At 67.5% G+C, this 24,838-nt stretch carries 25 protein-coding genes; 16 read left to right on the forward strand and 9 right to left on the reverse strand.

The features are described from left to right. The first annotated feature begins 13 nt into the window (after window positions 1-13). The 5 genes from hutU to RHM57_RS13030 are packed head-to-tail and all read left to right on the forward strand — an operon-like array spanning window position 14 to window position 6,098. Window positions 14-1,681, forward strand: coding sequence for a urocanate hydratase (gene hutU, locus RHM57_RS13010; protein ID WP_322140954.1), 1,668 nt, complete (start codon window positions 14-16; stop codon window positions 1,679-1,681). After that, window positions 1,678-2,895, forward strand: coding sequence for an allantoate amidohydrolase (locus RHM57_RS13015; protein WP_322140955.1), 1,218 nt, complete (start codon window positions 1,678-1,680; stop codon window positions 2,893-2,895). The genes hutU and RHM57_RS13015 overlap by 4 nt, the downstream gene beginning before the upstream one ends. Continuing rightward, window positions 2,892-4,304, forward strand: a complete 1,413-nt coding sequence (locus RHM57_RS13020) for a formimidoylglutamate deiminase (protein WP_322135233.1) — start codon at window positions 2,892-2,894, stop codon at window positions 4,302-4,304. Before RHM57_RS13015 ends, RHM57_RS13020 begins: the two co-directional genes overlap by 4 nt. After that, window positions 4,301-5,494 (forward strand): imidazolonepropionase, encoded by a 1,194-nt coding sequence (gene hutI, locus RHM57_RS13025; RefSeq protein WP_322188288.1) that lies wholly within the window; start codon window positions 4,301-4,303, stop codon window positions 5,492-5,494. The genes RHM57_RS13020 and hutI overlap by 4 nt, the downstream gene beginning before the upstream one ends. Continuing rightward, entirely contained in the window at window positions 5,472-6,098 is a 627-nt protein-coding gene (locus RHM57_RS13030; RefSeq protein ID WP_134559173.1) for a HutD family protein, read from the forward strand. The genes hutI and RHM57_RS13030 overlap by 23 nt, the downstream gene beginning before the upstream one ends. Window positions 6,099-6,112: 14 nt before the next feature. Here the strand turns inward: RHM57_RS13030 and RHM57_RS13035 are convergent, their stop codons facing one another. Together RHM57_RS13035 and RHM57_RS13040 are read right to left on the reverse strand one after the other, a co-directional pair. After that, the gene (locus tag RHM57_RS13035; protein WP_322135231.1) at window positions 6,113-7,774 is read right to left on the reverse strand and encodes an HNH endonuclease signature motif containing protein; all 1,662 of its coding nucleotides are present in this window, start codon (window positions 7,772-7,774) and stop codon (window positions 6,113-6,115) included. Window positions 7,775-7,953: 179 nt separating this feature from the next. Continuing rightward, the gene (locus RHM57_RS13040; protein WP_322135230.1) at window positions 7,954-8,781 is read right to left on the reverse strand and encodes a DeoR/GlpR family DNA-binding transcription regulator; all 828 of its coding nucleotides are present in this window, start codon (window positions 8,779-8,781) and stop codon (window positions 7,954-7,956) included. Between the two features lie 181 nt (window positions 8,782-8,962). Between RHM57_RS13040 and RHM57_RS13045 the strand changes: the two genes are divergently transcribed. The 5 genes from RHM57_RS13045 (at window position 8,963) to RHM57_RS13065 (ending at window position 14,576) form a co-directional block, all read left to right on the forward strand. Next, window positions 8,963-9,868 (forward strand): class II fructose-bisphosphate aldolase, encoded by a 906-nt coding sequence (locus RHM57_RS13045; protein ID WP_322135229.1) that lies wholly within the window; start codon window positions 8,963-8,965, stop codon window positions 9,866-9,868. 79 nt (window positions 9,869-9,947) lie between these two features. Next, complete coding sequence (locus RHM57_RS13050; protein WP_322135228.1) at window positions 9,948-11,282, forward strand: D-tagatose-bisphosphate aldolase, class II, non-catalytic subunit; 1,335 nt, start codon at window positions 9,948-9,950, stop codon at window positions 11,280-11,282. After that, a complete protein-coding gene (locus RHM57_RS13055; RefSeq protein WP_198413447.1) occupies window positions 11,275-12,477 on the forward strand; it encodes an SIS domain-containing protein in 1,203 nt (400 codons plus the stop codon). Before RHM57_RS13050 ends, RHM57_RS13055 begins: the two co-directional genes overlap by 8 nt. A gap of 5 nt (window positions 12,478-12,482) precedes the next feature. After that, the gene (locus tag RHM57_RS13060; protein WP_134561567.1) at window positions 12,483-13,448 is read left to right on the forward strand and encodes an N-acetylglucosamine kinase; all 966 of its coding nucleotides are present in this window, start codon (window positions 12,483-12,485) and stop codon (window positions 13,446-13,448) included. A 171-nt stretch (window positions 13,449-13,619) separates the two neighbouring features. Then, window positions 13,620-14,576: a DMT family transporter gene (locus RHM57_RS13065; RefSeq protein ID WP_322135227.1), complete on the forward strand. Its 957-nt coding sequence runs from the start codon at window positions 13,620-13,622 to the stop codon at window positions 14,574-14,576. A gap of 101 nt (window positions 14,577-14,677) precedes the next feature. On the opposite strand, the gene RHM57_RS13070 is transcribed toward RHM57_RS13065, so the two are convergent. Next, entirely contained in the window at window positions 14,678-15,661 is a 984-nt protein-coding gene (locus RHM57_RS13070; protein ID WP_322135226.1) for an alpha/beta hydrolase, read from the reverse strand. 89 nt (window positions 15,662-15,750) lie between these two features. On the opposite strand from RHM57_RS13070, the gene RHM57_RS13075 reads away from it, so the two are divergent. Then, a complete protein-coding gene (locus tag RHM57_RS13075; RefSeq protein ID WP_134445753.1) occupies window positions 15,751-16,323 on the forward strand; it encodes a TetR/AcrR family transcriptional regulator in 573 nt (190 codons plus the stop codon). Window positions 16,324-16,390: 67 nt separating this feature from the next. Then, complete coding sequence (locus RHM57_RS13080) at window positions 16,391-17,563, forward strand: GDSL-type esterase/lipase family protein (protein ID WP_322140956.1); 1,173 nt, start codon at window positions 16,391-16,393, stop codon at window positions 17,561-17,563. Between the two features lie 67 nt (window positions 17,564-17,630). On the opposite strand, the gene RHM57_RS13085 is transcribed toward RHM57_RS13080, so the two are convergent. Further along, window positions 17,631-18,002 (reverse strand): VOC family protein, encoded by a 372-nt coding sequence (locus RHM57_RS13085; protein WP_322135223.1) that lies wholly within the window; start codon window positions 18,000-18,002, stop codon window positions 17,631-17,633. Window positions 18,003-18,071: 69 nt separating this feature from the next. On the opposite strand from RHM57_RS13085, the gene RHM57_RS13090 reads away from it, so the two are divergent. Further along, window positions 18,072-18,548: a MarR family winged helix-turn-helix transcriptional regulator gene (locus RHM57_RS13090; protein WP_322140957.1), complete on the forward strand. Its 477-nt coding sequence runs from the start codon at window positions 18,072-18,074 to the stop codon at window positions 18,546-18,548. 9 nt (window positions 18,549-18,557) lie between these two features. After that, window positions 18,558-19,427: an NYN domain-containing protein gene (locus RHM57_RS13095; protein ID WP_134445757.1), complete on the forward strand. Its 870-nt coding sequence runs from the start codon at window positions 18,558-18,560 to the stop codon at window positions 19,425-19,427. A gap of 45 nt (window positions 19,428-19,472) precedes the next feature. Here the strand turns inward: RHM57_RS13095 and RHM57_RS13100 are convergent, their stop codons facing one another. Further along, window positions 19,473-20,681, reverse strand: a complete 1,209-nt coding sequence (locus RHM57_RS13100; protein WP_322135222.1) for an aminotransferase class I/II-fold pyridoxal phosphate-dependent enzyme — start codon at window positions 20,679-20,681, stop codon at window positions 19,473-19,475. Window positions 20,682-20,884: 203 nt separating this feature from the next. Here RHM57_RS13100 and RHM57_RS13105 point away from each other — a divergent pair, with 203 nt between their 5' ends. Next, on the forward strand, window positions 20,885-22,321 hold the full coding sequence (locus tag RHM57_RS13105) for an HNH endonuclease signature motif containing protein (RefSeq protein ID WP_322188290.1): 1,437 nt from the start codon (window positions 20,885-20,887) through the stop codon (window positions 22,319-22,321). A gap of 18 nt (window positions 22,322-22,339) precedes the next feature. On the opposite strand, the gene RHM57_RS13110 is transcribed toward RHM57_RS13105, so the two are convergent. Together RHM57_RS13110 and RHM57_RS13115 are read right to left on the reverse strand one after the other, a co-directional pair. Next, window positions 22,340-22,660 (reverse strand): nucleotide pyrophosphohydrolase, encoded by a 321-nt coding sequence (locus RHM57_RS13110; protein ID WP_322135220.1) that lies wholly within the window; start codon window positions 22,658-22,660, stop codon window positions 22,340-22,342. A 204-nt stretch (window positions 22,661-22,864) separates the two neighbouring features. Beyond that, window positions 22,865-23,224 (reverse strand): VOC family protein, encoded by a 360-nt coding sequence (locus RHM57_RS13115; protein ID WP_134561577.1) that lies wholly within the window; start codon window positions 23,222-23,224, stop codon window positions 22,865-22,867. 48 nt (window positions 23,225-23,272) lie between these two features. Here RHM57_RS13115 and RHM57_RS13120 point away from each other — a divergent pair, with 48 nt between their 5' ends. After that, window positions 23,273-23,857, forward strand: a complete 585-nt coding sequence (locus tag RHM57_RS13120) for a YdeI/OmpD-associated family protein (protein ID WP_322135218.1) — start codon at window positions 23,273-23,275, stop codon at window positions 23,855-23,857. A 21-nt stretch (window positions 23,858-23,878) separates the two neighbouring features. Here RHM57_RS13120 and RHM57_RS13125 read toward each other — a convergent pair whose 3' ends face one another. Both RHM57_RS13125 and RHM57_RS13130 read right to left on the reverse strand, forming a co-directional pair. Then, window positions 23,879-24,460, reverse strand: a complete 582-nt coding sequence (locus RHM57_RS13125; RefSeq protein ID WP_322135217.1) for a helix-turn-helix domain-containing protein — start codon at window positions 24,458-24,460, stop codon at window positions 23,879-23,881. A gap of 81 nt (window positions 24,461-24,541) precedes the next feature. After that, the gene (locus RHM57_RS13130; protein WP_322135216.1) at window positions 24,542-24,772 is read right to left on the reverse strand and encodes a hypothetical protein; all 231 of its coding nucleotides are present in this window, start codon (window positions 24,770-24,772) and stop codon (window positions 24,542-24,544) included. Window positions 24,773-24,838 lie beyond the last annotated feature (66 nt).

The raw sequence follows: 24,838 nt of genomic DNA on the forward strand, positions 1-24,838 counted from the left end.
AAGGAAGAAAATCGTGGCCCAGAAGCATCTCCCCCGTCCGGTTCGCGCTGCCAGGGGCACCACCCTGACCGCGAAGAGCTGGCAGACCGAGGCGCCGTTGCGCATGCTGATGAACAACCTCGACCCCGAAGTCGCCGAGCGTCCCGACGATCTCGTCGTCTACGGCGGCACCGGGAAGGCCGTCCGCAGCTGGGAGGCGTTCGACGCGATCGTGCGCACCCTCCGTGAGCTCGAGGACGACGAGACCCTGCTCGTGCAGTCCGGCAAGCCGGTCGGGGTCTTCCGCACCCACACCTGGGCGCCACGGGTGCTGATCGCCAATTCCAACCTCGTCGGGGACTGGGCGACGTGGCCCGAGTTCCGCAAGCTCGAGCAGGCCGGGCTGACCATGTACGGCCAGATGACCGCCGGTTCGTGGATCTACATCGGCACCCAGGGCATCCTGCAGGGCACATTCGAGACTTTTGCCGCGATCGCGGACAAACGATTCGGCGGCACTCTCGCCGGAACGCTCACCCTCACCGGCGGGGCAGGTGGCATGGGCGGGGCCCAGCCCCTCGCCGTGACGATGAACGGCGGCGCGGTGCTGATCGTGGACGTCGACCCCGCCAGACTGCAGCGCCGCGTCGACCACGGCTACCTCGACGAGATGACGGACGACCTCGATGACGCCGTCACCCGGGTCCTCGCCGCGAAGGCGGAGCGCCGGGCGCTCTCCGTCGGACTCGTCGGCAACGCGGCATCCGTCTTCACCGAACTGCTCGAACGCGGAGTCGCGATCGACATCGTCACCGACCAGACCAGTGCGCACGACCCGCTCAGTTACCTGCCGGAGGGCATCAGCGTCGCCGACTGGCACACCCGCGCCGCCGCGGACCCCGAGGACTTCACGATCCGGGCGCGGGCATCGATGGCCAGGCACGTCACCGCGATGGTCGGGTTTCGCGACGCCGGGGCCGAGGTGTTCGACTATGGCAACTCGATCCGTGCCGAGGCGGTCCTGGGCGGATGCGAGCGCGCATTCGAGATTCCGGGTTTTGTTCCCGCCTACATCCGGCCGCTGTTCGCCGAGGGCAAGGGACCGTTCCGCTGGGCCGCCCTCTCCGGGGACCCGGCCGACATCGCCGCGACCGACCGGGCGATCCTCGAACTGTTCCCGAACGATGCGAAACTCGCGCGCTGGATCCACGGCGCCCAGGAGAAGGTGCAGTTCGAAGGCCTCCCCGCCAGGATCTGCTGGCTCGGCTACAAGGAACGGCACCTCGCCGGGCTGCGGTTCAACGAGATGGTCGCCTCCGGCGAGATCAGTGCCCCGATCGTGATCGGACGCGACCACCTCGACGCCGGCTCCGTCGCTTCTCCGTACCGCGAGACCGAGGCGATGAAGGACGGCTCGGACGCGATCGCCGACTGGCCGCTGCTCAATGCCCTGCTCAATACGGCGTCCGGCGCGACCTGGGTGTCGATCCACCAGGGCGGCGGTGTCGGCATGGGCCGGTCGATCCACGCCGGCCAGGTCACCGTCGCCGACGGAACGGATCTCGCCGCCCAGAAGATTGAACGGGTACTGATCAACGACCCCGGCACCGGCGTGATGCGTCACGTCGACGCCGGTTACGAGCGGGCGGCCGCCGTTGCCCGTGAGCGCGGGCTGCGTGTGCCGATGTGGGAGGCCGAATGACGGCGCCGGCAACGGCGCACGGCCTGCTCTCCGGCCTCGACGAGATCGCGGACATCGGCAGGGATGCCCGGCGCGGCGGTTACTCCAGGCACCTGTGGCAGCCGGCCGACCTGGAACTGCGCGACTGGTTCACCGGACGCGCCGTCCGGCTCGGGCTCGACGTGGAGATCGACCGGAACGGAAACACCTGGGCGTGGTGGGGGCCGCGCGGCGACGACGCGATCGTCGTGGGCAGCCACCTCGACTCCGTTCCCGGCGGCGGTGCGTACGACGGCCCCCTCGGCGTGGTCAGTGCCCTCGAGGCGATATACCGACTGCAGGCGAGCGGGTTCCGGCCCGCACGCCCCTGCGCCGTTCTGGTCTTCGCCGAGGAGGAGGGCTCCCGGTTCGGTATCGCCTGCCTCGGCTCCCGGCTGATGACCGGCGCACTCGATGCCGGTCGGGCCCGCGCTCTCGTCGACGCGGACGGAATCTCGCTCGAAGCAGCGGCATCCGCTGCCGGCATCGACCCGGCCGGCCTCGGCGAGGACCGGGCCGCCCTCGCACGCATCGGCTTGTTCCTCGAACTGCACGTGGAGCAGGGCCGCGGGTTGATCGATCTGGACAGCCCGGTCGCGGTCGCCTCCTCGATCCTCGCCCACGGGCGCTGGCGCATCACCTTCACCGGAGAGGGCAACCACGCCGGTGCCACGCGCATGACCGACCGTCGGGACCCGATGCTCGCAGCCGCCCGCTCGATGCTCGCGGTTCGGGATGCCGCCGTCGCGAGCACCGGCTCCCGGGCCACGATCGGCCGGATCGAGGCCGTGCCCGGTGGCACCAACGTGATCTCCTCGCAGGTCACTGTCTGGCTCGACGCCCGTGCCGCCGAGGATGCCGCAGCACAGGGCCTCGTCACGGAGATCACCGCGCGGGTCTACGAAGCCGCCGCGGCAGAGGGATGCACCGCGTTCGTTGCCGAGGAATCCTGGAGCGGCGCCGTCGCTTTCGATGAGGCGCTGCGCGACCGGCTCGTTCACTCCCTGCACGGCGTCCCCACTCTCCCGACGGGCGCCGGCCACGATGCCGGAGTGCTGTCGAGTCGCCTGCCCACGGCGATGATCTTCGTGCGAAACCCGACCGGCATCTCCCATTCGCCAGAGGAGTTCGCTACGCTCGACGACTGCCTCGCCGGCGTCGCGGCGCTCGAGCAGGTTCTCCGGGAGCTGCTGTGAAACCGGGAATCACCGTGACGTTCTGGTGCGCACGCGCCCTGATCGACGGCGCGCCCGTTGACGCGGTCCGGGTGCACGCGGCCCCGGACGGGACGATCGCCCGGCTGGAGCGGGGCGTTCCGGCGCGCGCCGGCGACACGGTCCTCGGTACCGTGGTCCCCGGGATGGGCGACGCGCATTCGCACGCCTTCCACCGCGCCCTGCGCGGACGCACGCAGGCCGACGGCGGCGATTTCTGGCGCTGGCGGGAGAGAATGTACGCCGCGGCATCCGCTCTGGACCCCGACCTGTACTACGAACTCGCCTCGGCGGTGTTCGCCGAGATGCTCGTCAGCGGCTGGACGGCCGTCGGCGAATTCCACTATATGCACCACCGGCAGGACGGGCGGCCGTACCCGGATGCCCACGCCATGGAGCTCGCGGTCGCGGCCGCCGCACGAGACACCGGGATCCGCCTGACCCTGCTCGACACCTGCTACCTGCGCGGGGGCGCGGATCGTCCGCTCGCCGACCTGCAGCGGCGGTTCGGCGACGGCTCGGCGGAGGCCTGGCTGCAACGCTGGTCGAGCCTGCGGGACACCCTCGATACCAGCGCTCGCACTCTGGCTGGTCCAGGCCCTGCCGTCACGCTCGGTGCCGCCGTGCACTCGGTGCGGGCTGTGCCCCGGTCGGCGATGGCGACGATCCTCGCCGGGTTGCCGGCAACGGTTCCACTACACATCCACCTCTCCGAACAGCCCCAGGAGAACGCGGAGTGCCTCGCCGAATACGGCCTCACCCCGACGAGCCTGCTGCACGAACTCGGCGCTCTGACTCCCCGGCTGAGCGTCGTCCACGCGACCCACCTGACCGACGACGACGTCGAACTCCTCGGCGCCGCCGGCGTGACGGCCGTGTTCTGCCCGACCACAGAGGCCGACCTGGGCGACGGGATCGGGCCCGCTCGACGCCTGGCGGATGCCGGCGCCCGGCTTGCCCTCGGATCCGACCAGAACGCGGTTGTCGACCCCTTTCTCGAGGCCCGCGGCCTCGAGGCCGGCGAACGTCTCGCCTCCGGTCGGCGCGGCCGATTCTCACCACCGGAACTGACCGAGACACTCACCCGCGGCGGCTACGCGTCGCTCGGGCTCGGAACCGGCGGGCTGCAGGTCGGTGCGTGGCTGGACCTCGTCGAACTCGACACCGCCTCGGTCCGCACCGTCGGCGCGGGTCCCGACCAGCTCCCGCTTGTCGCTACCGCGAGCGATGTGCGCCGCGTCATCGTCGGCGGACGTATCATCGCGAGCGACGGGCTTCTCGTGTCGCCCGCTGCCGACCCCGCAGTCCTGCTCGGTGCCGCCCTGCACCGGCTCGACGACACCATCGACCGCATGAACCCGGTCCGCCTGATCCCGAAGGAACGCGCATGACCTCCGAACTGATCACCGATATCGGCGAGCTGAGCACGTTCGCCGGCCACGAGGACCGTCGCGCGAACGCCGCGCTCGTCATCGACAACGGCAGGATCGCCTGGATCGGCGACGCCGAGCATCCGCCCGTCGCCGACGTGCGCACGAGTGTCGGCGGGCGGGCCGTGCTGCCGGGGTGGGTCGACTCACATTCCCACCTCGTCTTCGCCGGCGACCGCTCCGCTGAATTCGAGGCGCGCATGGCCGGGACGAAATATGCCGCCGGCGGCATCAGCACCACCGTGAACGCGACCAGGGCCGCAACGGATGCCCAACTCGAGTCCAATCTCCGAGCCTTGCGCGACGAGGCGCGGGCTCAGGGCACCACCTTCCTCGAGACCAAGACCGGCTACGGCCTCGACGTCGAAACGGAGCGCCGGTCCGCGGAGATCGCCTCTCGCGGGGCGGACGTGGTGACCTTCCTGGGCGCGCATCTGGTTCCGGAGGGCATCAGCGCCCGCGACTACCTCGACCTCGTGACCGGCCCGATGCTGGCCGCCGTCAGGCCGTGGGTCAGTTTCATGGACGTGTTCTGCGAGCGCGGGGCCTTCGACGTCGAACAATCCCGGGAGGTCCTGCTCGCCGGCCGGGCGGCGGGGCTCGGCCTGCGTGTGCACGGCAACCAGCTCGGGCACGGCGGGGGTGTCGCCCTGGCCGTCGAGCTCGGGGCGGCGAGCGTCGACCACTGCAACTACCTGACTCCCGCCGACTTCGATGCCCTCGCCGCGTCGGACACGGTGGCGACCGTACTGCCGGCCTGCGACCTGTCCACCCGGGAACCACTCGCGCCGGCCCGCGCGCTCCTCGACGCGGGCATCACCGTGGCGATCGCGACCAACTGCAATCCCGGCACCTCATACACGACCTCGATGCAGTTCTGCATCGCAACGGCCGTGCTGCAGATGCACCTGACCGTTGAGGAAGCCGTGCGCGCGGCCACTCGAGGCGGTGCCCGCGCCCTCGGGCGTGACTCGGGGGTGGATGCCGTCGGCTCGCTCCGGGTCGGCGGTCGCGCCGATCTGCAGGTACTTGACGCGCCCTCCATCTCGCACATCGCCTATCGGCCGGGGGTGCCGCTGACCGCCGCCACCTGGCTGCTCGGACAGCGCGTGCCCACGGTGGTGACCCATGCCGCCCGAGCAGCGTTCTGACGCCGTCTCCCGCGCGAGCGCCCGGGTGCCGGTCGCCTGGCGTAATGGCGGAGGCTGGACGAGCACTGTGGCCGTAGCGCCCCCTGCGGCGACAATGGACGATTTCGACTGGAGGGTCAGCATCGCGACGATCGCCGGCGACTCGGCATTCTCCGAGTTCGCCGGCATCGACCGATACCTCGTCCCGCTGTCCGCGGCCGGGCTCGACCTGACCATCGACGGCACCTTGCAACACATCAGCCAGTACGAGGTCTGCGCTTTTCCCGGGGAGAGCCTCGTCTCATCGACAGGTTCGGCGGAGAGCTCCGACGACCTGAACCTGATGCTGCGCCGCACCGCCGCGACGGGTTCCCTCCGGGTCGAGCGTCTCACCGACCCGTTATCGGTGATGCCGGGACCCGACGAGAGCGTCCTGGTCGTCGTCCTCGAGGGCGAGGTCGAGATCGACGGCGCGCCAGGCACGGACTCCCTTGCCCTGGGCCTCCGCGACGCCATGCTGGTCGCGCCGGGACAGTCCCAGACGCTCCGCGGCGAAGCTATCGTGGCTTTCGGGTCCACGGCGGTCAGGAACATCCCGTCGGTGCCGGACATCACTGTCACCTGATTCAGCCGGGCCGGTCAGTCGCGGTTGGGTGGTCCGGTGAGGATCTGGTGGGCGCGGTGTCGGTTCGGTGGCCGCCAGAGTCGTTGCGGGTCGATGAGTCCGGGGGCCCGGACTTGTGGTGAGCCTTTCACCATCCGGATTTCCCACCCGGAGGTGTCGATGGTGTGGTGGTGGAACCAGCACAGTAGTACCCCGTTGTCGACGTTGGTCGGTCCGTCCTGCGCCCAGGGCTTCACGTGGTGTACTTCGGCCCAGTGCGCCGGGGCTTTGCAGCCGGGGATTATGCAGCCGCCGTCCCGGGCGGTAATCGCCCGGCGCTGCGCCCGGTTGAAATAGCGCCGCTCCGGACCCAGCTTGATGACTTCGTTGTTCGCCCCGAACAGGACCCCTTGGAAGCCGCCGTCACAGATGCGCTGGTGCACTGTCTTGAGCGATACCGGGGCCTCGACCCCGTCGATCCACCCCACCCCGACCCCGGAGGCGAGGTCTGCGGCGTTCACGTGCACCATCACGGTCGGGGCGGATCCGCCCATGCTGGGCGTGTCCTCGTCGCGGGCGGCGTGTTCGAACAACGCCCGGAGGATGTCGGCGCGTTTCTCCCCACTCGTGCGGGTGTCCGCGCGCCGCTCCCGGAGCTCTGCTTCGATCACGTCCAGCTCCGGGCCTGTGTCGGCGTCGGTACCCGCGGTCTCGGCGCCGGGGATCATCTGCCCGGAGTCCATCAGGGCCTGTTCCTCGGCGGTGGGGAACGCGGGCCGGGAATGGAAGCTCAGGAAGGCGTCGAACATCGTGTTCATGATCCCGAACAGTTCCGGCGTCACCCCACCCTTCACCGGATACAAGCCGTTCTTCAACTGGCCGAAGCCGATGTTGGATTTCGCCTCGAAAAGGTCCTCCTGGGGCAGTATCCCGTCGGGGTCCAGGGCCGCCTGCCACTGCGCGACCATGCCCCGGATCAAGTCCGTCGTCACCGGCACACCGGCCCCGGCCAAATCCTCGGTCTCCGGGGTGATCAGCCCCGCCGCCGTGGCGACCAGGGCCCGCTCCGCCGTGAGCAGGTCATCCGGCGCCACCCGGTGACTGATCACCTGCAACCCCGCCACGATCAACTCCGCCGTCTCCACCCCGATCTCCCCCGCCGCCAGGGCGGCCCCAACGGTCGGGAACAAGGGCGGCAACCAGCTGCTCCCGCCGCACGGCCGCGGCAACACCGCGTCGCCGAGCTTGACGCGCCGCTTCACCTCCCGGGCCGACACCCGCGTCACCCGGGTGAGGACATCCCACGGGCCCGTGCAGCCCATCCGCCAGGCCAGGCCCTCGCGGCCGAGGACCCGGGCCCTCCGGTCCACATCCGTCGCCGTGCTCACCCGGGCCGCATCCACCGTCCGACCGATCGCCTCCACGGTACTCAGCGCCGTGACAGCTTCTGTGTCGCTGAGCAGCCCGACCGGGATCGCCGCCAGGGCATCGGCGAGAACCGCCTGCGCCTCGGCGAGCCTTGCGACAGCATCCGCATGCACCGACGGCACCGAGCCGGCCAGACCCTCCGAGCCCTCGAAACCCTCGGCAACCGCGACCGAATAGGCCGACTCGACGACTGCGGTGGGCTGATCACCCGCGGCCACTGAATCGTGGGCCTGCGGGGTGTGTGACTGGGGATCGGAAGCTCCTGCCATGCCCCGATTCTACCCCGAATCGAATACGAATACGAGACTTACTCAGTTAATTAAATGGCTTACTTATTCAGAAATCAAATTTGATCACGACCACATCGCCGCGCGCGCAACGTCCTCCCGCCTGCGTGTCGGCCGCGGCCTCTGTGTCACGGCGAACATTCTGAGGACTATGCCGTGCCCTACCGACGCACAGCGCTGAGGTCGACGATGTGTACGGTTACCCCGGCGTCTGCGATCAACTGAAGCGCGGCGGGGTCCGCGTCGGAATCTGTGACGAAATCGTCGATCTCGCTCAGGTCGGCCATCTTCGCGAGGGTGACCTGTCCGACTTTCGAACCGTCGGCAACGACGATCACACGCTGGGCGTTGGCAACCATGGCGTGATTGGTGCGCGCTTCGGTTTCATCGTGGGTCGTCACACCCCCTGACACGCTGATGCCGTCGGTGCCCAGAATGGCAGTGCCCACGTTGATCGCTTTGAACGTGTTCTCGGACAGCGAGCCGACCGCCTCGAAGGAGCTCTGCCGAACGACGCCTCCCGTCATGATCACCTTGAGCTTCGGGCGTGCCGCGCACTCCAGCGCAATAGTGAGCGAATTCGTCACAATGGTCAGTCCTGACCGATTACTGAGCGCCCGGGCGACCTCGGCCGTCGTGGTCCCCCCACTCAGGGCTATCGCATACGGTCCAGCGGGGATCATTTCCACCGCACGACGCGCGATCAACTGCTTGGCCTCACGGAACTGGGTATTCCGGAGCCGAACGGGAATTTCGCTGCGGGCATCCAGGGCGCGGGCCCCGCCATGCGTCCGCACGAGCAGCCCCTGTTCGTCCAGGTCCGCCAGATCGCGCCGCAGGGTCGCCGCCGAAATACCGAGCGCCTCCGCGAGCGCGGACTGCGACATGCTCGTCTGTTCGTGAAGGAGCGACAGCACCAAGCGCATCCGCTCTGAGCGCTTGCCGGAGACCGCACGAGGGGTGGATGGATACGAGCCGTTCTGGATCATGAGACGCCTTACCGAAATTGAAACGCGCAGTATTTCTGTCCACTTTAGCAGCAAAATTGCGCGCTCCGCGCACTCTGGCGCAGTATCAAGCCATGGCCATCGTGATGGTGCAGTGCACGGATGGTGTCGAGCCGACATCGCCCGAATCGCACTCCATCACTGCCGGGAGGAGCTCGTCATCTTGCTCGCCACAACTCGCGATCTCATCGACCACTTCGGCGCAGGCAACCGTGCCGTTCTCGCCTTCAACGTGATCACCCTCGAGCACGCCGAAGCCATCGCGATCGGAGTGGAGCGCGCCAATACCGGCGCGATTCTCCAGGTGAGCGAGAACGCGATCCGGTTCCACAACGGCAGGATCTCGCCGATCATCGCGGCCTGCGCGAAGATCGCCGCCGAGTCCTCCGCGCCCATCTCCATTCATCTCGACCATTTCCAGGACCTTGCGCTCACCGAACACGCCATCGATCTGGCGAACGATCTCGGCGTGAGCTCGATCATGGTCGATGCCGCTCATCTCCCCCACGACCAGAACGTTCGCCAGACCCGCGAACTGGCTCGGCGCGCCCACGCCCGCGGCCTCTGGGTCGAGGCTGAGCTGGGCGAAATCGGCGGCAAAGACGGCGCACACTCTCCGCTCGCACGCACCCAGCCCGATGAGGCGCGTGACTTCGTCGCGCAGACCACCGTCGACGGGCTCGCCGTTGCGGTCGGCAGTTCACACGCGATGACGTCACAGGTTGCCGAGCTCGACCTCGCGCTCATCGCCCAACTCGCCGGAATCGTGCCCGTCCCCCTCGTCCTCCACGGATCCTCCGGCGTCAGCGACACGACGCTCGTCGCGGCCATCGCCGCCGGAATGCGCAAGATCAACGTCGGAACGGCACTGAACATCGCATTCACGGGCGGCGTCCGGCGGTTCCTGGCCACCAACCCGGATGTCACCGATCCGCGCACATACATTCGCGACGGCTGCGAGTCCATCTCCCGCACCGTCACGCACCTGTGCACCGTGCTCGACACGGCAGCGGCGCACAACCCCACCACCTCGGATTCAGCCCTCCTCACCGGGCTGGGTACCCGCTGACCCATCCACCCCCGAGACCCATCGATCGAACCACCCCGCCCCGAACAACGGGACGCCCGTGGGACTGCAAAGGAGCACAATGGTTAATCAACTCTGGAACACGGTACGTCGGCATAAGGCGGGTGAAACCGTCGGAATCTATTCAGTATGCTCGGCGCACCCGACCGTGCTCGAGGCTGCCATCCGCCAGGCGGATGCCGACGGAACCTACGTTCTCATCGAGGCCACATCCAACCAGGTCGACCAGTTCGGCGGGTACACCGGCATGCGTCCGGCCGACTTCCGCGATCTGGTCTACTCGATCGCCGACAGGGTCGGCTTCGCCAGGGACCGGCTTGTCCTCGGTGGCGACCACCTCGGTCCCAACCGATGGCAGAACCTCAGCGCTGACGAGGCCATGGCGAATGCCGACGCCCTCGTCACGGCATACGTCGAAGCCGGCTATACCAAGATCCACCTGGACTGCAGCATGTCCTGCGCCGGGGATCCCGTGCCGGCCGGCGACGACCTCGCGGCCGATCGCTCAGCACGGCTGTTGCGGGTTGCCGAGGATACAGCCACGCGCGCCGGCCTCCCGAGCGACATCCTGTACGTGATCGGCACAGAGGTCCCGGTACCGGGAGGCGCGCACGAGACCCTCGGCACCCTGACTGCGACATCCGCCGTGGCGGCCCGAGCGACCCTCGACCGACACCGCGCCGCGTTCGAGAAGGTCGGCCTCACCGACATCTGGCCACGCATCATCGCGCTCGTCGTGCAGCCCGCCGTGGAATTCGACCACCTGCAGGTCATCGACTACCACCGCGAAGGGACCGTGCAGCTGCGGACCGTCCTGAACGACGAGCCGGGGCTGGTGTTCGAGGCCCACTCCACCGACTACCAGGAGACGGGCCGGCTCGCCGAACTCGTCGAAGACCACTGGGCGATCCTCAAGGTCGGACCCGGACTGACGTTCGCGATGCGGGAAGCCCTCTTCGCCCTCGCGAAGATCGAAGACGAGCTCGTGCCGGTCGCGGATCGCTCCGCACTCGTCGAGGTCATCGAACGGCGGATGCTCGCCCGTCCGGACTATTGGGCGGGGTACTACGAGGGCACGGCCCAGCAGCAGCGCCTTGCCCGCCGGTTCAGCTACAGCGACCGGCTGCGTTACTACTGGCCGGACCCGGAGATCGAAGCCGCCGAGAACCGCCTCTACGACAACCTCTCCGCCCTGCAGATTCCGCTTCCCCTCATCAGCCAGTTCCTTCCCGAGCAATACGCCAGGGTACGGGCCGGGAGCCTTGCTCCCGAACCGCGCGCGCTCGTCGTGGACAAGATCCGCGACGCCCTGCGCCCATACGCCTTCGCCTGTTTCCCGACGGTCCGCGACCGTTCCACAACAACCACCACCATCCAGGGAGCACTCCTTGTCTAACCCCACCGCCACATCCACCCCGGCCGCATCGGCGACCATCGGCCACGCCGCAGGCCCCGGGTCTGAAGCCACCGTCCGCGAGATCGCCCAGCAACCGGATGTCTGGCGCGAGGCCTCGGCGAACATCGCCGCCCAGCGCACCGACATCGATGCCTTCCTCGCACCCCTCCTCTCCCAATCCGACTTGCGCATCGTTCTCACGGGAGCAGGGACATCCGCCTTCGTCGGCGACATCGCGGCACCGGCACTGTCGCGACTCCTCGGCCGCCGCGTTGACGCCGTGGCCACGACGGACATCGTCTCGAATCCCCGGGAGAGCTTCGCCGAAGACGTTCCCACCCTGCTCGTCTCCTTCGCCCGCTCGGGCAACAGCCCGGAGAGCAGCGCCGCAACGGTCCTCGCCGACCAGGTGCTCACCGACGTCAGCCACCTGATTCTGACCTGCAACGAAGACGGGAACCTCTTCACGGACCATCAGGGACGCGCACACTCGAAGGTCGTGCTGATGCCGCGTCGCTCCAACGACGAAGGCTTCGCAATGACGTCGAGCTTCACGTCGATGCTCCTGTCAAGTCTCCTGATCCTCGGCGGCGCGAACGACGACGCCGTTGCCGCCCTTTCCACGGCCGCAACGCAGATCATCGACTGCCGCCAGCCCGAGATCCGCGCACTGGCAGAGGCCGGCTACGAACGCATCGTCTACATCGGCAGCGGGCCACTGACCGGCCTCGCCCGCGAATCAGCCCTCAAGGTCCTCGAACTGACGGCCGGTGCGATTGTCACCTACTACGACTCGTCCCTCGGCTTCCGCCACGGCCCCAAGGCCGTCCTCGATGAGACCACGCTCGCCCTGGTCTACGTGTCTTCCGACCCCTATACCCGCGAGTATGACCTCGACATCATCGCCGAACTGCGCACAGCGCTCAGCCCCGAACGCGTCGTCGCGATCTCCTCCCTGCCACTGCCGGCAGCCGACGGCCATTCGTGGATCCTCTCGGACCTCGCGGGCCTGGATGACGCGTTCCTGGCCGTCGGCTACATCGTCATCGCGCAGCTTCTGGGGCTCTCGTTCTCCCTCACGCTCGGCGCCACCCCCGACAACCCGTTCCCGGGCGGAACCGTCAACCGCGTCGTCAAGGGCGTGCACATCCACCCGCTGTCCGCGTCCGCGGGCACCCTCACGAACGCGAGCTGAGAGCCATGTCATTCTTCCTCGGGGTTGACGGCGGCGGCTCAAAAACCGCCTTCGTCCTCCTCAACGACTCCGGACACATCGTCGCGGAAACACAGACACCGAGTTGCTATTACTTCAGCGAGGGCATCGAGCTCGTCGGCCGAATCCTCACCCAGGGCATCGACACGATCACCGCCCAGGCCGGAATCGAGACGAAGGACATCGACCAGGCCTTCTTCGGGCTCCCGGGATACGGCGAGGTCAGCTCTGATATCGAACGACTGAACGCCGTGCCCCGCGCGGTGCTCGGGCACGACCGCTACACGTGCGACAACGACATGGTGTGCGGCTGGGCCGGATCCCTCGGTGCCGTCGACGGGATCAACGTGATCAGCGGAACCGGCTCGATGACCTACGGAGAACGTGCAGGCCATGGCCACCGGGTCGGCGGCTGGAGCGAGCTCTTCGGCGACGAAGGCTCCGCATACTGGATCGCGATCCGCGGTCTCAACGCCTTCACCCGGATGAGCGACGGCCGACTCCCCCGCGGCCCCCTCTACGACGTCGTCAAGGCCCGTGCCGACGTGAACAGCGATCTCGACCTGATCGACGTCGTCGTGAATCAGTGGAAGGGACAGCGAGGGGCGATCGCCGACCTCTCCAAGACCGTCGTCGAAGCCGCCGCCCAGGGCGACCTCATCGCCGCGCAGATCCTCACGGATGCCTGCGCCGAGCTGGCCAGGATCGTCGACACGACGCGCACGGAGCTCGGTTTCGGCGACGACGACACGGTCCCCGTGTCCTATTCGGGAGGCATGTTCACGGCCGCCGCCGTCCGCAGCGGATTCGAAGAGGCGCTTTCGGCACTGCCGCCGAAATACGAGTTACGCACTCCGCTGTTCGGCCCCGCCGTCGGCGCAGCGCTCTACGCCGCGAAGAAGGCGGGCACCCCGCTGTCCGAAGCCGCGCTGGCGCAACTCCGGTCCCACTGACCTCACCCGCACCACGCACTACGCACTACGCACTACGCACTACGCACTACGCACTACGCACTACGCACTACGCACTACGCACTACGCACCACGCACCACGCACCACGCACCACCAAGCACGTCCCCCTGAGTAAGTCCAAGCAAGTAACAGATGTCAACGAGGAGATCATTGTGAAGAAAACGCAGAGTTGGATATTTTACGCAGCACTATTGGTGCTGTTCTGGGGAGTCTGGGGCGCATTCTCGTCCCTCCCCATCACCCTCTACGGGTACCCGGATGAAATGGTCTACGTGATCTGGGCCGTCGTGATGATCATCCCGGCAGTCTTCGCGCTGCGCGGCCAGAAGTTCGACCGCCGCCCGAAGGCCGCCATGTACGGTCTCCTCATCGGCCTGACCGGGGCCGGCGGCCAGCTGCTCCTGTTCAACGCCCTGTCGTCCGGTCCCGCATACCTGATCTTCCCGATCATCTCCATTTCGCCGGCCATCACCGTTCTCATGGCCGTGGCGTTCCTCCGGGAGCGCCTGCCCAAGGTCGCCGTCATCGGCTTGGTCGCGGCACTGGCCGCCATCGTTCTCTTCAGCGTCGCCGGAGGCTCAGGGGACGCCACATCCGGTCCTTGGCTGGTTATCGCCATCTTCGTCTGCATTGCGTGGGGCGTGCAGGCCTTCTTCATGCGGAAGGCGGCGACCATCGGAGTGAACGACGCGACGACCTTCGCCTGGATGGCCATCAGCGGCCTGATCCTCACTCCCTTTGCGATCATGGCGATGGGCGGCCTCCCGCTCAACGTCCCCTGGCAGGCGCCCGCATTGACCGCCGCCACCCAGCTCCTCAATGCGGTCGGCGCGTTGTTCCTCGTCATGGCCCTGAGCCGAGGCAAGGCATCCATCGTTGCGCCCACGACGAACGCCCTCGCCCCCGTTCTCACTATCGTGGTGTCGCTCGTCGTCTACCAGACGCTGCCGACCATTTTCGGAACGATCGCGATTGTCCTGGCGCTCGTCGGCTCGACCCTCATGGTCTACAGCGACGAACGACGTGGGGAGGCGCTGCCGCCCGCCCTGCTCGAGAACGAGGACAGCGCGCCGAAGAAAACCCACGAGCCCGCTGACACCGTGGGTTAACAGGCACAGTGGGTTAGCCGGCACAGTCGCTGCCAGCTCCGCACCGGCCCGCCCGCACGCGTCTCGAACATCGAGAAACGTGCGGGCGGGCCTTCGTCGTCCTAGTGGTCGAAGGCGTTCACGAACGTGACGCTCGCCGCCGAGATTTCGGCGCGCGCGGCATCCTGGGAGATGGAGGGCTCTCCGTCCCCGGACTGCGGCCCGTAGTCGCCGAAGAACGCGTGCACGCCGCCCTCGATCACGAGGTATCGCGCATCCGCAGGCAGCGACGCTTTCGACGCGCTGATCTTGTCCGGAGTTGCCAGACCGTCGTTCGTACCGGAGATCGACAGCACGCCGGCGCCCAGCCCGCTCAGGTCGTTCGCGGGATATGAGGCGAAGAACAACAACCCGACAACCGGGTCTGTCGGCGCACCGGCGAAAGACTGGGCATCCATCGCCGCGACCGTCCCGCCGAGAGAGTGGCCGCCGACCACCCAACGTTCGACCGGCGGATGCGCGGCGCGCGCCGACCCGAATGCTCCCGTCGAGAGGAACGCGATCCCGAACGGCTGCTTGGGGATGACGACCACGTGCCCGGCCGCGGCGAGCGGGCGCAGCACGGCCGCGTATGCGCGAGCGTCGACCCGCGCGCCGGGCTGGAAGAACACCCCGACCTCGCTCACGGCCCCCGTGGGCTGCAGCACGATCTGGTCGGCCGTCTCGGTCACGGTCACGCTCGTGTCGGAGTCCATGGCGGACAGGGCCGGCTCAACGGCCGATGACGGCACGAGCCACCAGGCCAGCGCGATCACTCCGAGCGACAGCGCAACGAGGACACCCCGGACACCCGTGCGCCCGCGATGCCGGACCGTACGCGTGAGCCAGGAGCGCAGCGCAACCGTCAGGCTGACGGCAACGGTGAGGACGAGGAGGACCAGGTAGGCCGGATGTCCGTGCACAAGCATCGACCCGGTCGACAGTGCCGCCCAGGCGGTGACGATCACGCCGAGCGTCGCCACGACGCGGCCGGCCCAGAAGAGGGCCATGTCGGCTCGACCGGCTGTCGCCCCGCCCGTCGACCGGATTCTGCGCGTGTCGCTCATGGGGAAATTATCCCAGCGGCGCTCATCGCGAATCTACCTAAATGCATTAGGCAAAACTGATGTAGCATTAGCAAAATGGAAAGCTTCTCATGGCACGCGCAGGACTGACCGCGGAACGCCTGACCCAGGCGGGCGCTGAACTCGCCGACGAGGTCGGATTCGACCAGGTCACGCTCTCGGCACTGGCCAGGCATTTCGACGTCAAGGTCGCGAGCCTGTACTCCCACGTCACCAACTCGCACGATCTCAAAACCAGGATCGCCCTGCTCGCGCTGCAGGAACTCGCTGACCGGGCAGCGGATGCCGTGGCCGGCCGGGCAGGCAAGGATGCCCTGGTCGCGCTCGGCAACGTCTACCGCGACTACGCCCGCGAACATCCCGGTCGTTACGCCGCCATGCACTTCCGGCTCGACCGGGAGACCGCGATCGCCAGCGCCGGCGTCCGCCACTCCGCGATGACCCGCGCAATCCTGCGCGGATACGACCTGACGGAACCGGACCAGACGCATGCCGTCCGACTGCTCGGCAGCGTCTTCCATGGCTTTGCGACCCTCGAGCTGGAGGGCGGTTTCAGCAACAGTTCCCCCGACTCCCAGGAGTCCTGGACTCGCACCCTGGACGCCCTCGACGCCCTGTTACGCGCCTGGCCGGCGCCCGAATAACGCCAGAACGCCACGCGTCCGGCACCCGCACCCGCACCTCGGAAATCCCCGATCAGAAAGTTCACAGATGTCCTCCCAGCACGACTGGATCACCACGCCCATCACCCCCGGCCTCCTCCGCGGCGCGCTCGATCTGGAACAGACCGTCCACGGCGTGCTCCCGCACCGCCTGCCCGCGTGGGCTCGCGCATACGCCGACCCGCAGCTGGCCGCCATGGAAGCCCAGCCCTCCGGGGTCCGGCTGGCCTTCAGTACCCGAGCAACCGACCTCGAACTCGACGTACTGCCCACCAAGCTGGTCTACCTCGGCGCCCCGCCGCGCCCGATCGGCGTGTACGAACTCCTCGTGGACGGGAAGCTCGCCGGTCAGGCCATCGCGACGACCGGCATCACCGTCACCGTGGACATGGCCACCGGCGCCACCACGAACCACCTCGGCCCCGTCAGCACCCTCCGCTTCACCGGCCTGCCGGATCACCTGAAGAACATCGAGATCTGGCTCCCACACAACGAACGAACCGAGCTCGTCGCCCTCCGCTCCAACCGGCCCATCGAACCCGCGCCTGCGACAGGCAACCGGGTCTGGCTGCACCACGGCAGCTCGATCAGCCACGGCTCCAACGCCGCCCATCCCACCGAGACCTGGCCGGCGCTTGCAGCTTCGAGTGGCCATGTCGATCTGGTGAACCTCGGCTTCGGCGGCAGCGCGCTGCTCGACCCCTTCATCGCCCGCACCATGCGCGACACCCCCGCCGACCTGATCAGCGTCAAGATCGGCATCAATCTGGTCAATCTCGACCTGATGCGCCTGCGCGCCTTCGCCCCAGCCGTGAACGGCTTCCTCGACACCATCCGCGACGGTCACCCCACAACACCGCTGCTGCTGGTCTCGCCCCTCCTCTGCCCCATCCACGAGGACACACCCGGGCCCGGCGCCTTCGACCTCGCCGCCCTGGCCTCCGGTCGCCTGCAGTTCGTGGCCACCGGGGACCCGGCCGAAGCGTCCGCCGGAAAGCTGACGCTCACGGCGATCCGGGCGGAGCTCGCGCGTATCGCGCAGCAGCGGGCGGCCACAGATCCGAACCTGCACTACCTCGACGGCCTCGACCTCTACGGCGCCGCGGACTTCGCCGAGCATCCGTTGCCCGACCACCTCCACCCGGATGCCGCGACGCACCACCGCATCGGCGAGCGCTTCGCCGGGCTCGCCTTCGGACCCGGAGGCCCCTTCGCCGCCTGACGACTCCGAATGGATACCGGTCAATACAGTCGCACAGGTCTGGCGACCCCGGCCGGCGTCTTCCTCATCAGACCTGGTCGTGAATGGTGACGACGTAGCCATCCGGGTCACTGAATGAGAAGGTGAGACCGAACGGGCCGGGGGCAGGGGCGCTGACGATCCGGACTCCCGCTTCGACCAGGACGTCGTGCACAGCCTGGGAGTCATGGGCGTGCAACCAGAGCGCAACTCCCGCACCGGCCCACGGGCGCACGGCATCGAGGTCGAACCCCGGCATCGGTTCCCGCACAGCGAAGGCGATCGGCTCGGTGGCGAAGACAACAGCGTGGGGCGGGCTCACGGGCGCGCGCCGCAGCCCGAGCAGCGTCTCGTAGAAGTTCGCCGACCGCTCGAGGTCGCTCACCTGCAGGGCGAGAAAATCGGGTCCAGTGACAGTCATGGTTTCTTCTCCTCGTCGAATCCCGCATGTCAGGATCCTTACATGACTATTGTGTGTCAGGATGCTGACATGAGTCAAGAGGAGAAGGTCGGCGATCTGGCCGAGTCGGTGGGTTATCTGCTCAAGCAGGCAGCGACGGCCCTGCACGCCTCGATGGACGCGGTTCTGCGCCCGCAGGGCCTGACTGTGTCGCAGTATTCGGTGCTTGAGCTACTCGGCCACGAGCCGGAGCAATCGAACGCCGATCTGGCCCGCGGGGCGTTCGTCACGCGCCAATCGATGAACGAGGTACTGCGCGGTCTTCAGGAGCGCGGTCTGGTCGCGCGCGCCGATGTCGCCGAACACGGCCGGGCGCGGCCGACGCGCCTCACCCCGGCCGGCCACGCGGTGCTGGGGGGCGCGAGTGCGGCGGTCGCCCGTGTCGAGAAACGGATGCTGTCCCCCCTGTCCCCTGCGGAGCATGCTGGACTTCTCGCTCAGCTCGTCGCCTGCCGGGATGCCCTCACCGGCGAAGACGCTCCCACCGGTGAAGACGCCGCGCGGTAGCGTTGAAGCATGGCTGAACTGTCCGAGACACGTGTCGCCGTCTACATCGATTTCGACAACATCATCATTTCCCAATACGACAATGTGCATGGTCGTGGAGCCTTCATCAAAGAGAAGGCCCGCACCGCCACCGGCAAGACCGCGGATCGGCTCCAGGAAGCCACGGTCAACATCGGCGCAGTACTCGACTTCGCTTCATCGTTCGGAGCCGTCGCAATCAGCCGCGCCTATGCGGACTGGGCCGCACCCGCGAACACCCGGTACCAGAAGCAGCTCGTCGACCGCGCGGTCGACCTCGTGCAGCTTTTCAACACCTCGGGAACCAAGAACGGCGCGGACATCCGCCTCGCGATCGATGTTGTTGAAGACCTCTTCCGGCTGCAGGACATCTCGCACGTTGTGATCGTCGCCGGTGACTCCGACTACATCCCGCTCGCCCAGAGCGCACGGCGCCTGGGCCGCACGGTCATCGGGATCGGTGTGCAGGGTTCGACCAGTGCGGCGTTCAAGAACGCCTGCGACGAGTTCTCGTATTACCACGACCTCGTTGAAGACCTCGGGGAGGACCTCGGGGAGGACCTCGTCGAGGACATTCCGCACTCCACTCCGACAGTGGCCGTCGAGCCGCCGGCGCCGGACCTCGCGAAGGAGGCCCGCAAACTCCTCATGCGCGCCCTGCGCGGGCGGGCGAATGACGACGTCGACGGCTGGATGGCAGCATCCGCTCTCAAGCAGCAGATGAAGCGCCTCGACCCCGGGTTCGATGAGAAGAAGATCGGCTTCAAGTCGTTCACGGACTTCCTGAAGGCCCAGCGTTCCATTGCGGAGTTGCAGGAGGACGGTCAGGCCCGCCGCGCGCGGTTGCGCAACCGGGCCTGACGTTCGCTGCGGCTGCGACCGTGGCTGTGGCCGTGGCTGTGACGCCTACGCGAACGTGGCGTCGAGAGCCGCGCGCAGGTCGGCGATCAGGTCGAGAGGATCCTCGAGCCCGACCGAGAATCGAAGATGCCCGAACTCGCGGAACGGCGCCGGGTACGCAGCGACCCGCGGTCCGCTCGTGCCGACATGAACGATCAGCGACTCGTCATGACCGAGCGAGACGGCCGAGGTGATCACCCGGAGCTGGGAGACGAAGCGGTTCTGGGTTTCCGGATCGCCCGCGACGGCGAACGCGAGCATCGCGCCATAGCCCCGACCGGCGAACTGTCGCGCGGCGAGCTCATGCTGCGGGTGGCTCGCGAGCCCGGGGAAAGCGACGAACGCGATCCGCGGGTCGGAGTCGAGGAACTCGGCGACCAACTGGGCCGACTCGAAATGCTGCCGGAGACGAAGCGGCAGCGTCACCGACCCGCGAGTGATCAACCACGCGTTGAACGGCGAGATCACTCCGCCCACGTCGACCATCGCATCCGCTTTGATGCGCTGGATCAGCTCGCGGGAGCCGATCACCGCGCCGCCCATCGCGTCGCCGTGCCCATTGATGTACTTCGTCAGGGAATGGACGACCAGGTCGGCGCCGTCCGCGAGAGGTCGATAGAACGGAGGCGGAGTGAAGGTGGAGTCCACAACGAGCAGCGCGCCCGCCCGATGGGCGATCGCCGCCAGGGCCTCGATGTCGGCAACCCGGGTCGTCGGATTGGCGATCGCCTCCGTGTGCACGAGTCGCGTATTCGGTCGAATCGCCGCAGCGACCGCGGCCAGATCGCTGATATCGACGAACGTGGCCTCGATTCCGTACTTGTCGGGAAGCAGCTCCGTGAACAACCGCCACGTCGCCTCGTAGCTGACATCGGCGACCACGACGTGATCCCCGGAGCGCAGATACGTGAAGAACACCGCGTGAAGCGCCGCAACACCCGACGCCAGCACGACGGCGTCCTCGCCACCGTCCAGGGCAGCGAGCTTGGCCTGCAGTCCCAGTTGGTTGACTCCCGAGTTCCGGGTGTAGAGCGGCACGTCCGTGCCCGACCAGCTCACCGACGACGGGTCCTCCGGCAATGCATAGGAGTTCGCCATCACGATCGGGGTGCGGATCGCACCCGACCCCGCATCGACCGTATTGCCCGCATGCACGGCCAGTGTCGAGTCTTTCAAGGACAGTGGATCATGCTTGTCGGGACGCGTGTTCACCATGGCCCCACGCTACGGGAACAACGCGGACTCCTGTGTTTCATGTCGTTGGAATCCGCTGAGCTCGCCACAGACCAGGCCGACCCGTAGCGGCGGATTGTGGTGCCCCCTCCTCAACAAAGTGCTTCTGACCGGGTTATCCACAGGTGATTTGTGGGCGTGCGGATGCCGGTGGAATGTCGGTGGTCCTCCGTAGAGTGACCGGTATGACAGCTGAAGAATCCTCAACAGTTCTCTTGGACAGCACGGCGGAACCCCCGCCCGGGACCCCTCCCGACCCGTACCTGAACCCCCGGCATCTGAGCCTTGTGGAGCCGCCCCTCGCCGATTTCTATGACGCGATCCGGGACGCGGACCGGGAAATCAATCAGGCCACCGCTCGCCGGGCCGCCGCGATCTACACCGCCCAACGGGTGCTCGCCGACGTCGGGCGGGCCCGTGCGGAGGCCGCAGAACGCGCCGGTGGGCCGCGCCCGCCGTGGTCTCCGGAAGAAGCCACGAAAGAGGAGTTCACGTGCGAGGTCGGCGCTCTGCTGCGGCTCCCGCGCCGGACGGCGGAGACCCTGATTGAAGCCAGCCGCACCCTCGCGGAGGACCTCCCCGTGACCCGGGAGGCCCTGGCCTCCGGGGTGATCAGTTACCGGCACGCGCAGGTGATCATGGAGCAGGCCTGGGGCATCCGGGTCGATGACCCGGAAGCGGCCGCCCGGGCGCGTGCGGTGTTCGAGGAGGTCCTTGTCCCGGATGCGGAAGTGCTGACCGTGGCGAAGCTCGCCGACCGGGCCCGAAGGGTGCGGGAACGCACCCACCCGGAGACCATCACCGCGAGGCACCAGAAAAGCGTCGAGGACCGGCACGTGGTGTTCCAGGCCCTCAACGACGGCATGGCGTCGCTGTATCTGACCGGGGATGCGGAGAAGGTGCAGGCTGCCTACCACCGCACCCTCGACGTCGCGCTGACCCTGCAGGGCCCGGAGGAGTCACGCACCCTGACGCAGATCGCGGCGGATGTGCTCACCGATGTCCTGATCGGTGGGGTCACCCCGGACGGACTCGGTGCCGGGGTGGCCGCGCAAGTCAACGTGACCGTTCCCGTGCTGACCCTGCTGGGGAAGAGCGAGGAACCCGGGTACCTCGCCGGGTACGGACCGATCGACCCCGACACCGCCCGGCGTCTCGCGGCGGGTGCGCCGAGCTTCACCCGGCTGCTCACCCACCCCGAAACCGGCGTCGTGCTCTCCATGGGCAGGGACACCTACAAGCCACCGGCCGATTTGAAAAAGTGGCTCGAGGTACGGGATGAAACCTGCACCTTCCCCGGGTGCCGGCGCTCCGCGAAACGGTCGGATCTGGACCACAGTGTGGAGTGGCAGCACGGCGGGGAGACCGACGCGATGAACCTCGCCCACCTCTGCCCGTATCACCACGCGGTGAAGAGCTACACCCGGTGGTCGCCGAAACACCTCGGCGACGGTCGCATCGAATGGACCTCCCCCGCCGGGTACAGCTACATCGTCGAACCCTCCGCCGATATGAGACCACCACGGAAACCGAAACCCGAACCGAAACCACCGGTCCCGTTCGTGGATGTCTGGAACCTGGATCCCACACCCGAAGACCCCGACGACTCCACCCCGTTCTAAAGAGCTAGGCGTCTAGTCTCACAGGGCGTCATACTTCGTGCTTAGCCCCCGCGACTTGTCCACCGGATACTTCTCCCGCGTCAGTGCGAGCTTGTCGAGAATGATCTGGTTCGGATCAGCGCCGATCCGCTCGGCAAGAAGGAGGCAATAGGTCAGCACATCGGCCAATTCCTCCCGTACGCGCTCGGGGCTCGCCTCGGCATCCCACTGAAAGCACTCCAGCAACTCGGCCGCCTCGATGGAGATGCTCTTCGCGAGGTTCTCCGGCGTATGGAACTGCGCCCAGTCGCGCTCGGCAACGAATGCCGCGATCTCGTCGCCGACGGAAAATTCGTTCATGTCGTCAACGTATCAGCCCCCCGCGAACCGATTTCGTTCTCGCTCGCGACGGCACTGGCCCGTCGTTCCGGCTAAATGACAACGACGAGCTTGCACCGCGGACACCGATGGCACGACTCGAGACCCTCAGCCGTGTCCACGCCGTCGGCGAGCATCTCGATGCCACACACGGGACACAGTGGGCCGTCCCCGTCGAGCTCCCACTCAGTCATGCGCGGCGGCCGGTCTGACCACGCACCACTCGTTGCCCTCGGGGTCCTGCAGCACCTGGAACGATCCGGCGATATCGTGATGCTCCTCACCGATCCGGCGCGCTCCGAGCTGTTCGGCCTGGTCCGTCGCCGCCGCAATATCGTCGACACGCACGTCCAGATGCAGCCGGTTCTTCACGGTCTTGGCCTCGGGTACTTTCTGGAACGACAGTTGCGTCCAGCCAGGAGGCAGGATGTACCACCAGGCTGCGTCCCGCCCGCGTGGTTCGCCGCCGAGCACGCTCGCCCAGAACGTCGCGAGCGCCTTGGGGTCCCTGCAGTCGATGACGACCTCATCAATGTGTCCGATCACCCCTCGATCCTATTCAGCGAGATCCGGGTGATCTCTACGATGGGAGCCATGGCGGAAAACTCGGGCAAGCCCATCCTGTTGTTCGCCACCGTGCGGGACTGGGAAGCCTGGCTCGAGGAGAACGTCGACCACGACGGCATCCGCTTGCAGCTCGTGAAGAAGAACTCCTCCAAACCGGGCATCGGCTACGACGACGCACTCACTGTGGCGCTGTGCTTCGGCTGGATCGATGGACAGGCCGGCACCCACGACGATGACTATTTTCTTCGCGCCTTCACCCCGCGCAGACCCCGGAGCATGTGGTCCCAGCGCAACCGGGACCTCGTCGCACAACTGATCGAAGCCGGGCGAATGCGACCGGCCGGGTTCGCGGAAATCGAGCGCGCCCAGGCCGACGGACGATGGGAAGCCGCCTACCGCCAGAAGGACAGTCCGGTCCCCGATGACCTCAAGTCCGCCCTCGACGCCAGCCCATTGGCCGCGGACCTGTTCTCGAGGCTCTCATCGCAGAACCGCTTTGCCATTCTCTTCCGCATCAGTGGTGTGAAGCGACCCGCGACCCGCGCTGCAAACATCGCCAAGTTCGTCGCCATGCTCGAACGCGGGGAGACGATCTACCCGCAGAAGCTCTGATTCAGCTGCAGCCTGCTGCGGCTAGAGAGCTGGCGCCACCGCGGACCGGACGAACACCAGGGTTCGCTCAGTGACCACGGGCAGCGAGGCGCCCGATTCGATCGCGGCCATGGCCGCCTGGAGCACGCCCCCGAGCAGACGGGCCGTGATGTTGAGCTCAGGCACCTCGAGCTCGCGCAGTGCCTCGATGAAGGGTGCCGCCTGTTCGCGGTGCAACGCCGATAGGCGCGCCAGGCATTCTGCAGGCAGCTGGGCTGCGGCGAGCGCCGCCACCGGCCGATGCACGCCCTCCGCCGCCAACCGCAACGTCACCCGGACGTAGACGTCGAGCCGTTCCGACGCAGACGTGACCGAGTCCAAAGCCGATTGGAGTTCCGCATTGGCCCGCGGGAAGGCATCCTCGATCACGGCGACCAGGACGTCCGCACCGGAGGAGAAGTACTCGTAGACGCTGGGACGAGACAATCCGGCCGCGGCACCAACGGCTGCAGGAGTGACGGCACTGACTCCTCCGTTGATCAGGAGTTCCCTCGCTGCGTGGAGGAGAGCAGCACGCTGCCGAACGCGGTGCTCGGCAACGGTCGGAGCAGTGATCCTGGGCATACCCGTCCTCTCGCTCGGCACCTTGTCACTGTCCAGACTACGAGGTCTGCCCCGGGGCTAAGGATGCTGCGCGCCCGCAGGTCAGTGATCGTCCGGCGCCGGAATCGGCACCGTACGGTCCGCCTGCGCCTGCACCTCGACGTAGGTGTCGTGCGCGGTGCCGTGGAACGCCTCATCGTAGGCGGCCATCGCTCCCGCAACACCCGCACCCGTAGCACCGCGTCGCCGCGCACGGGCGGCGAGCGCGATCAGACTCGCGAGTACGGCAGCGATCCCGCCGATCACTGCGACGGCCGAGAGTAGTTCAGGCATGCCTCCAGCGTAGAACCGACACGTGCCGGCGCAGTGGGCAGTCTCCGCCGCGTGCGACACCCTGCG

Source organism: Cryobacterium sp. 10S3, assembly GCF_034344045.1.
In the GTDB taxonomy this organism is placed as follows: Bacteria; Actinomycetota; Actinomycetes; order Actinomycetales; family Microbacteriaceae; genus Cryobacterium; species Cryobacterium glucosi.

Coding starts and splice junctions, on each gene's coding strand:
- RHM57_RS13060 (WP_134561567.1), top strand. CDS start 12,483: ATGTCATTCTTCCTCGGGGTTGACGGCGGCGGCTCAAAAACCGCCTTC.
- RHM57_RS13070 (WP_322135226.1), bottom strand. CDS start 15,661: ATGAGCGACACGCGCAGAATCCGGTCGACGGGCGGGGCGACAGCCGGT.
- RHM57_RS13075 (WP_134445753.1), top strand. CDS start 15,751: ATGGCACGCGCAGGACTGACCGCGGAACGCCTGACCCAGGCGGGCGCT.
- RHM57_RS13105 (WP_322188290.1), top strand. CDS start 20,885: ATGACAGCTGAAGAATCCTCAACAGTTCTCTTGGACAGCACGGCGGAA.
- RHM57_RS13030 (WP_134559173.1), top strand. CDS start 5,472: ATGCCGCCCGAGCAGCGTTCTGACGCCGTCTCCCGCGCGAGCGCCCGG.
- RHM57_RS13040 (WP_322135230.1), bottom strand. CDS start 8,781: ATGATCCAGAACGGCTCGTATCCATCCACCCCTCGTGCGGTCTCCGGC.
- RHM57_RS13015 (WP_322140955.1), top strand. CDS start 1,678: ATGACGGCGCCGGCAACGGCGCACGGCCTGCTCTCCGGCCTCGACGAG.
- RHM57_RS13080 (WP_322140956.1), top strand. CDS start 16,391: ATGTCCTCCCAGCACGACTGGATCACCACGCCCATCACCCCCGGCCTC.
- RHM57_RS13050 (WP_322135228.1), top strand. CDS start 9,948: ATGGTTAATCAACTCTGGAACACGGTACGTCGGCATAAGGCGGGTGAA.
- RHM57_RS13085 (WP_322135223.1), bottom strand. CDS start 18,002: ATGACTGTCACTGGACCCGATTTTCTCGCCCTGCAGGTGAGCGACCTC.
- hutI (WP_322188288.1), top strand. CDS start 4,301: ATGACCTCCGAACTGATCACCGATATCGGCGAGCTGAGCACGTTCGCC.
- RHM57_RS13095 (WP_134445757.1), top strand. CDS start 18,558: ATGGCTGAACTGTCCGAGACACGTGTCGCCGTCTACATCGATTTCGAC.
- RHM57_RS13035 (WP_322135231.1), bottom strand. CDS start 7,774: ATGGCAGGAGCTTCCGATCCCCAGTCACACACCCCGCAGGCCCACGAT.
- RHM57_RS13120 (WP_322135218.1), top strand. CDS start 23,273: ATGGCGGAAAACTCGGGCAAGCCCATCCTGTTGTTCGCCACCGTGCGG.
- RHM57_RS13130 (WP_322135216.1), bottom strand. CDS start 24,772: ATGCCTGAACTACTCTCGGCCGTCGCAGTGATCGGCGGGATCGCTGCC.
- RHM57_RS13125 (WP_322135217.1), bottom strand. CDS start 24,460: ATGCCCAGGATCACTGCTCCGACCGTTGCCGAGCACCGCGTTCGGCAG.
- RHM57_RS13110 (WP_322135220.1), bottom strand. CDS start 22,660: ATGAACGAATTTTCCGTCGGCGACGAGATCGCGGCATTCGTTGCCGAG.
- RHM57_RS13090 (WP_322140957.1), top strand. CDS start 18,072: ATGAGTCAAGAGGAGAAGGTCGGCGATCTGGCCGAGTCGGTGGGTTAT.
- RHM57_RS13100 (WP_322135222.1), bottom strand. CDS start 20,681: ATGGTGAACACGCGTCCCGACAAGCATGATCCACTGTCCTTGAAAGAC.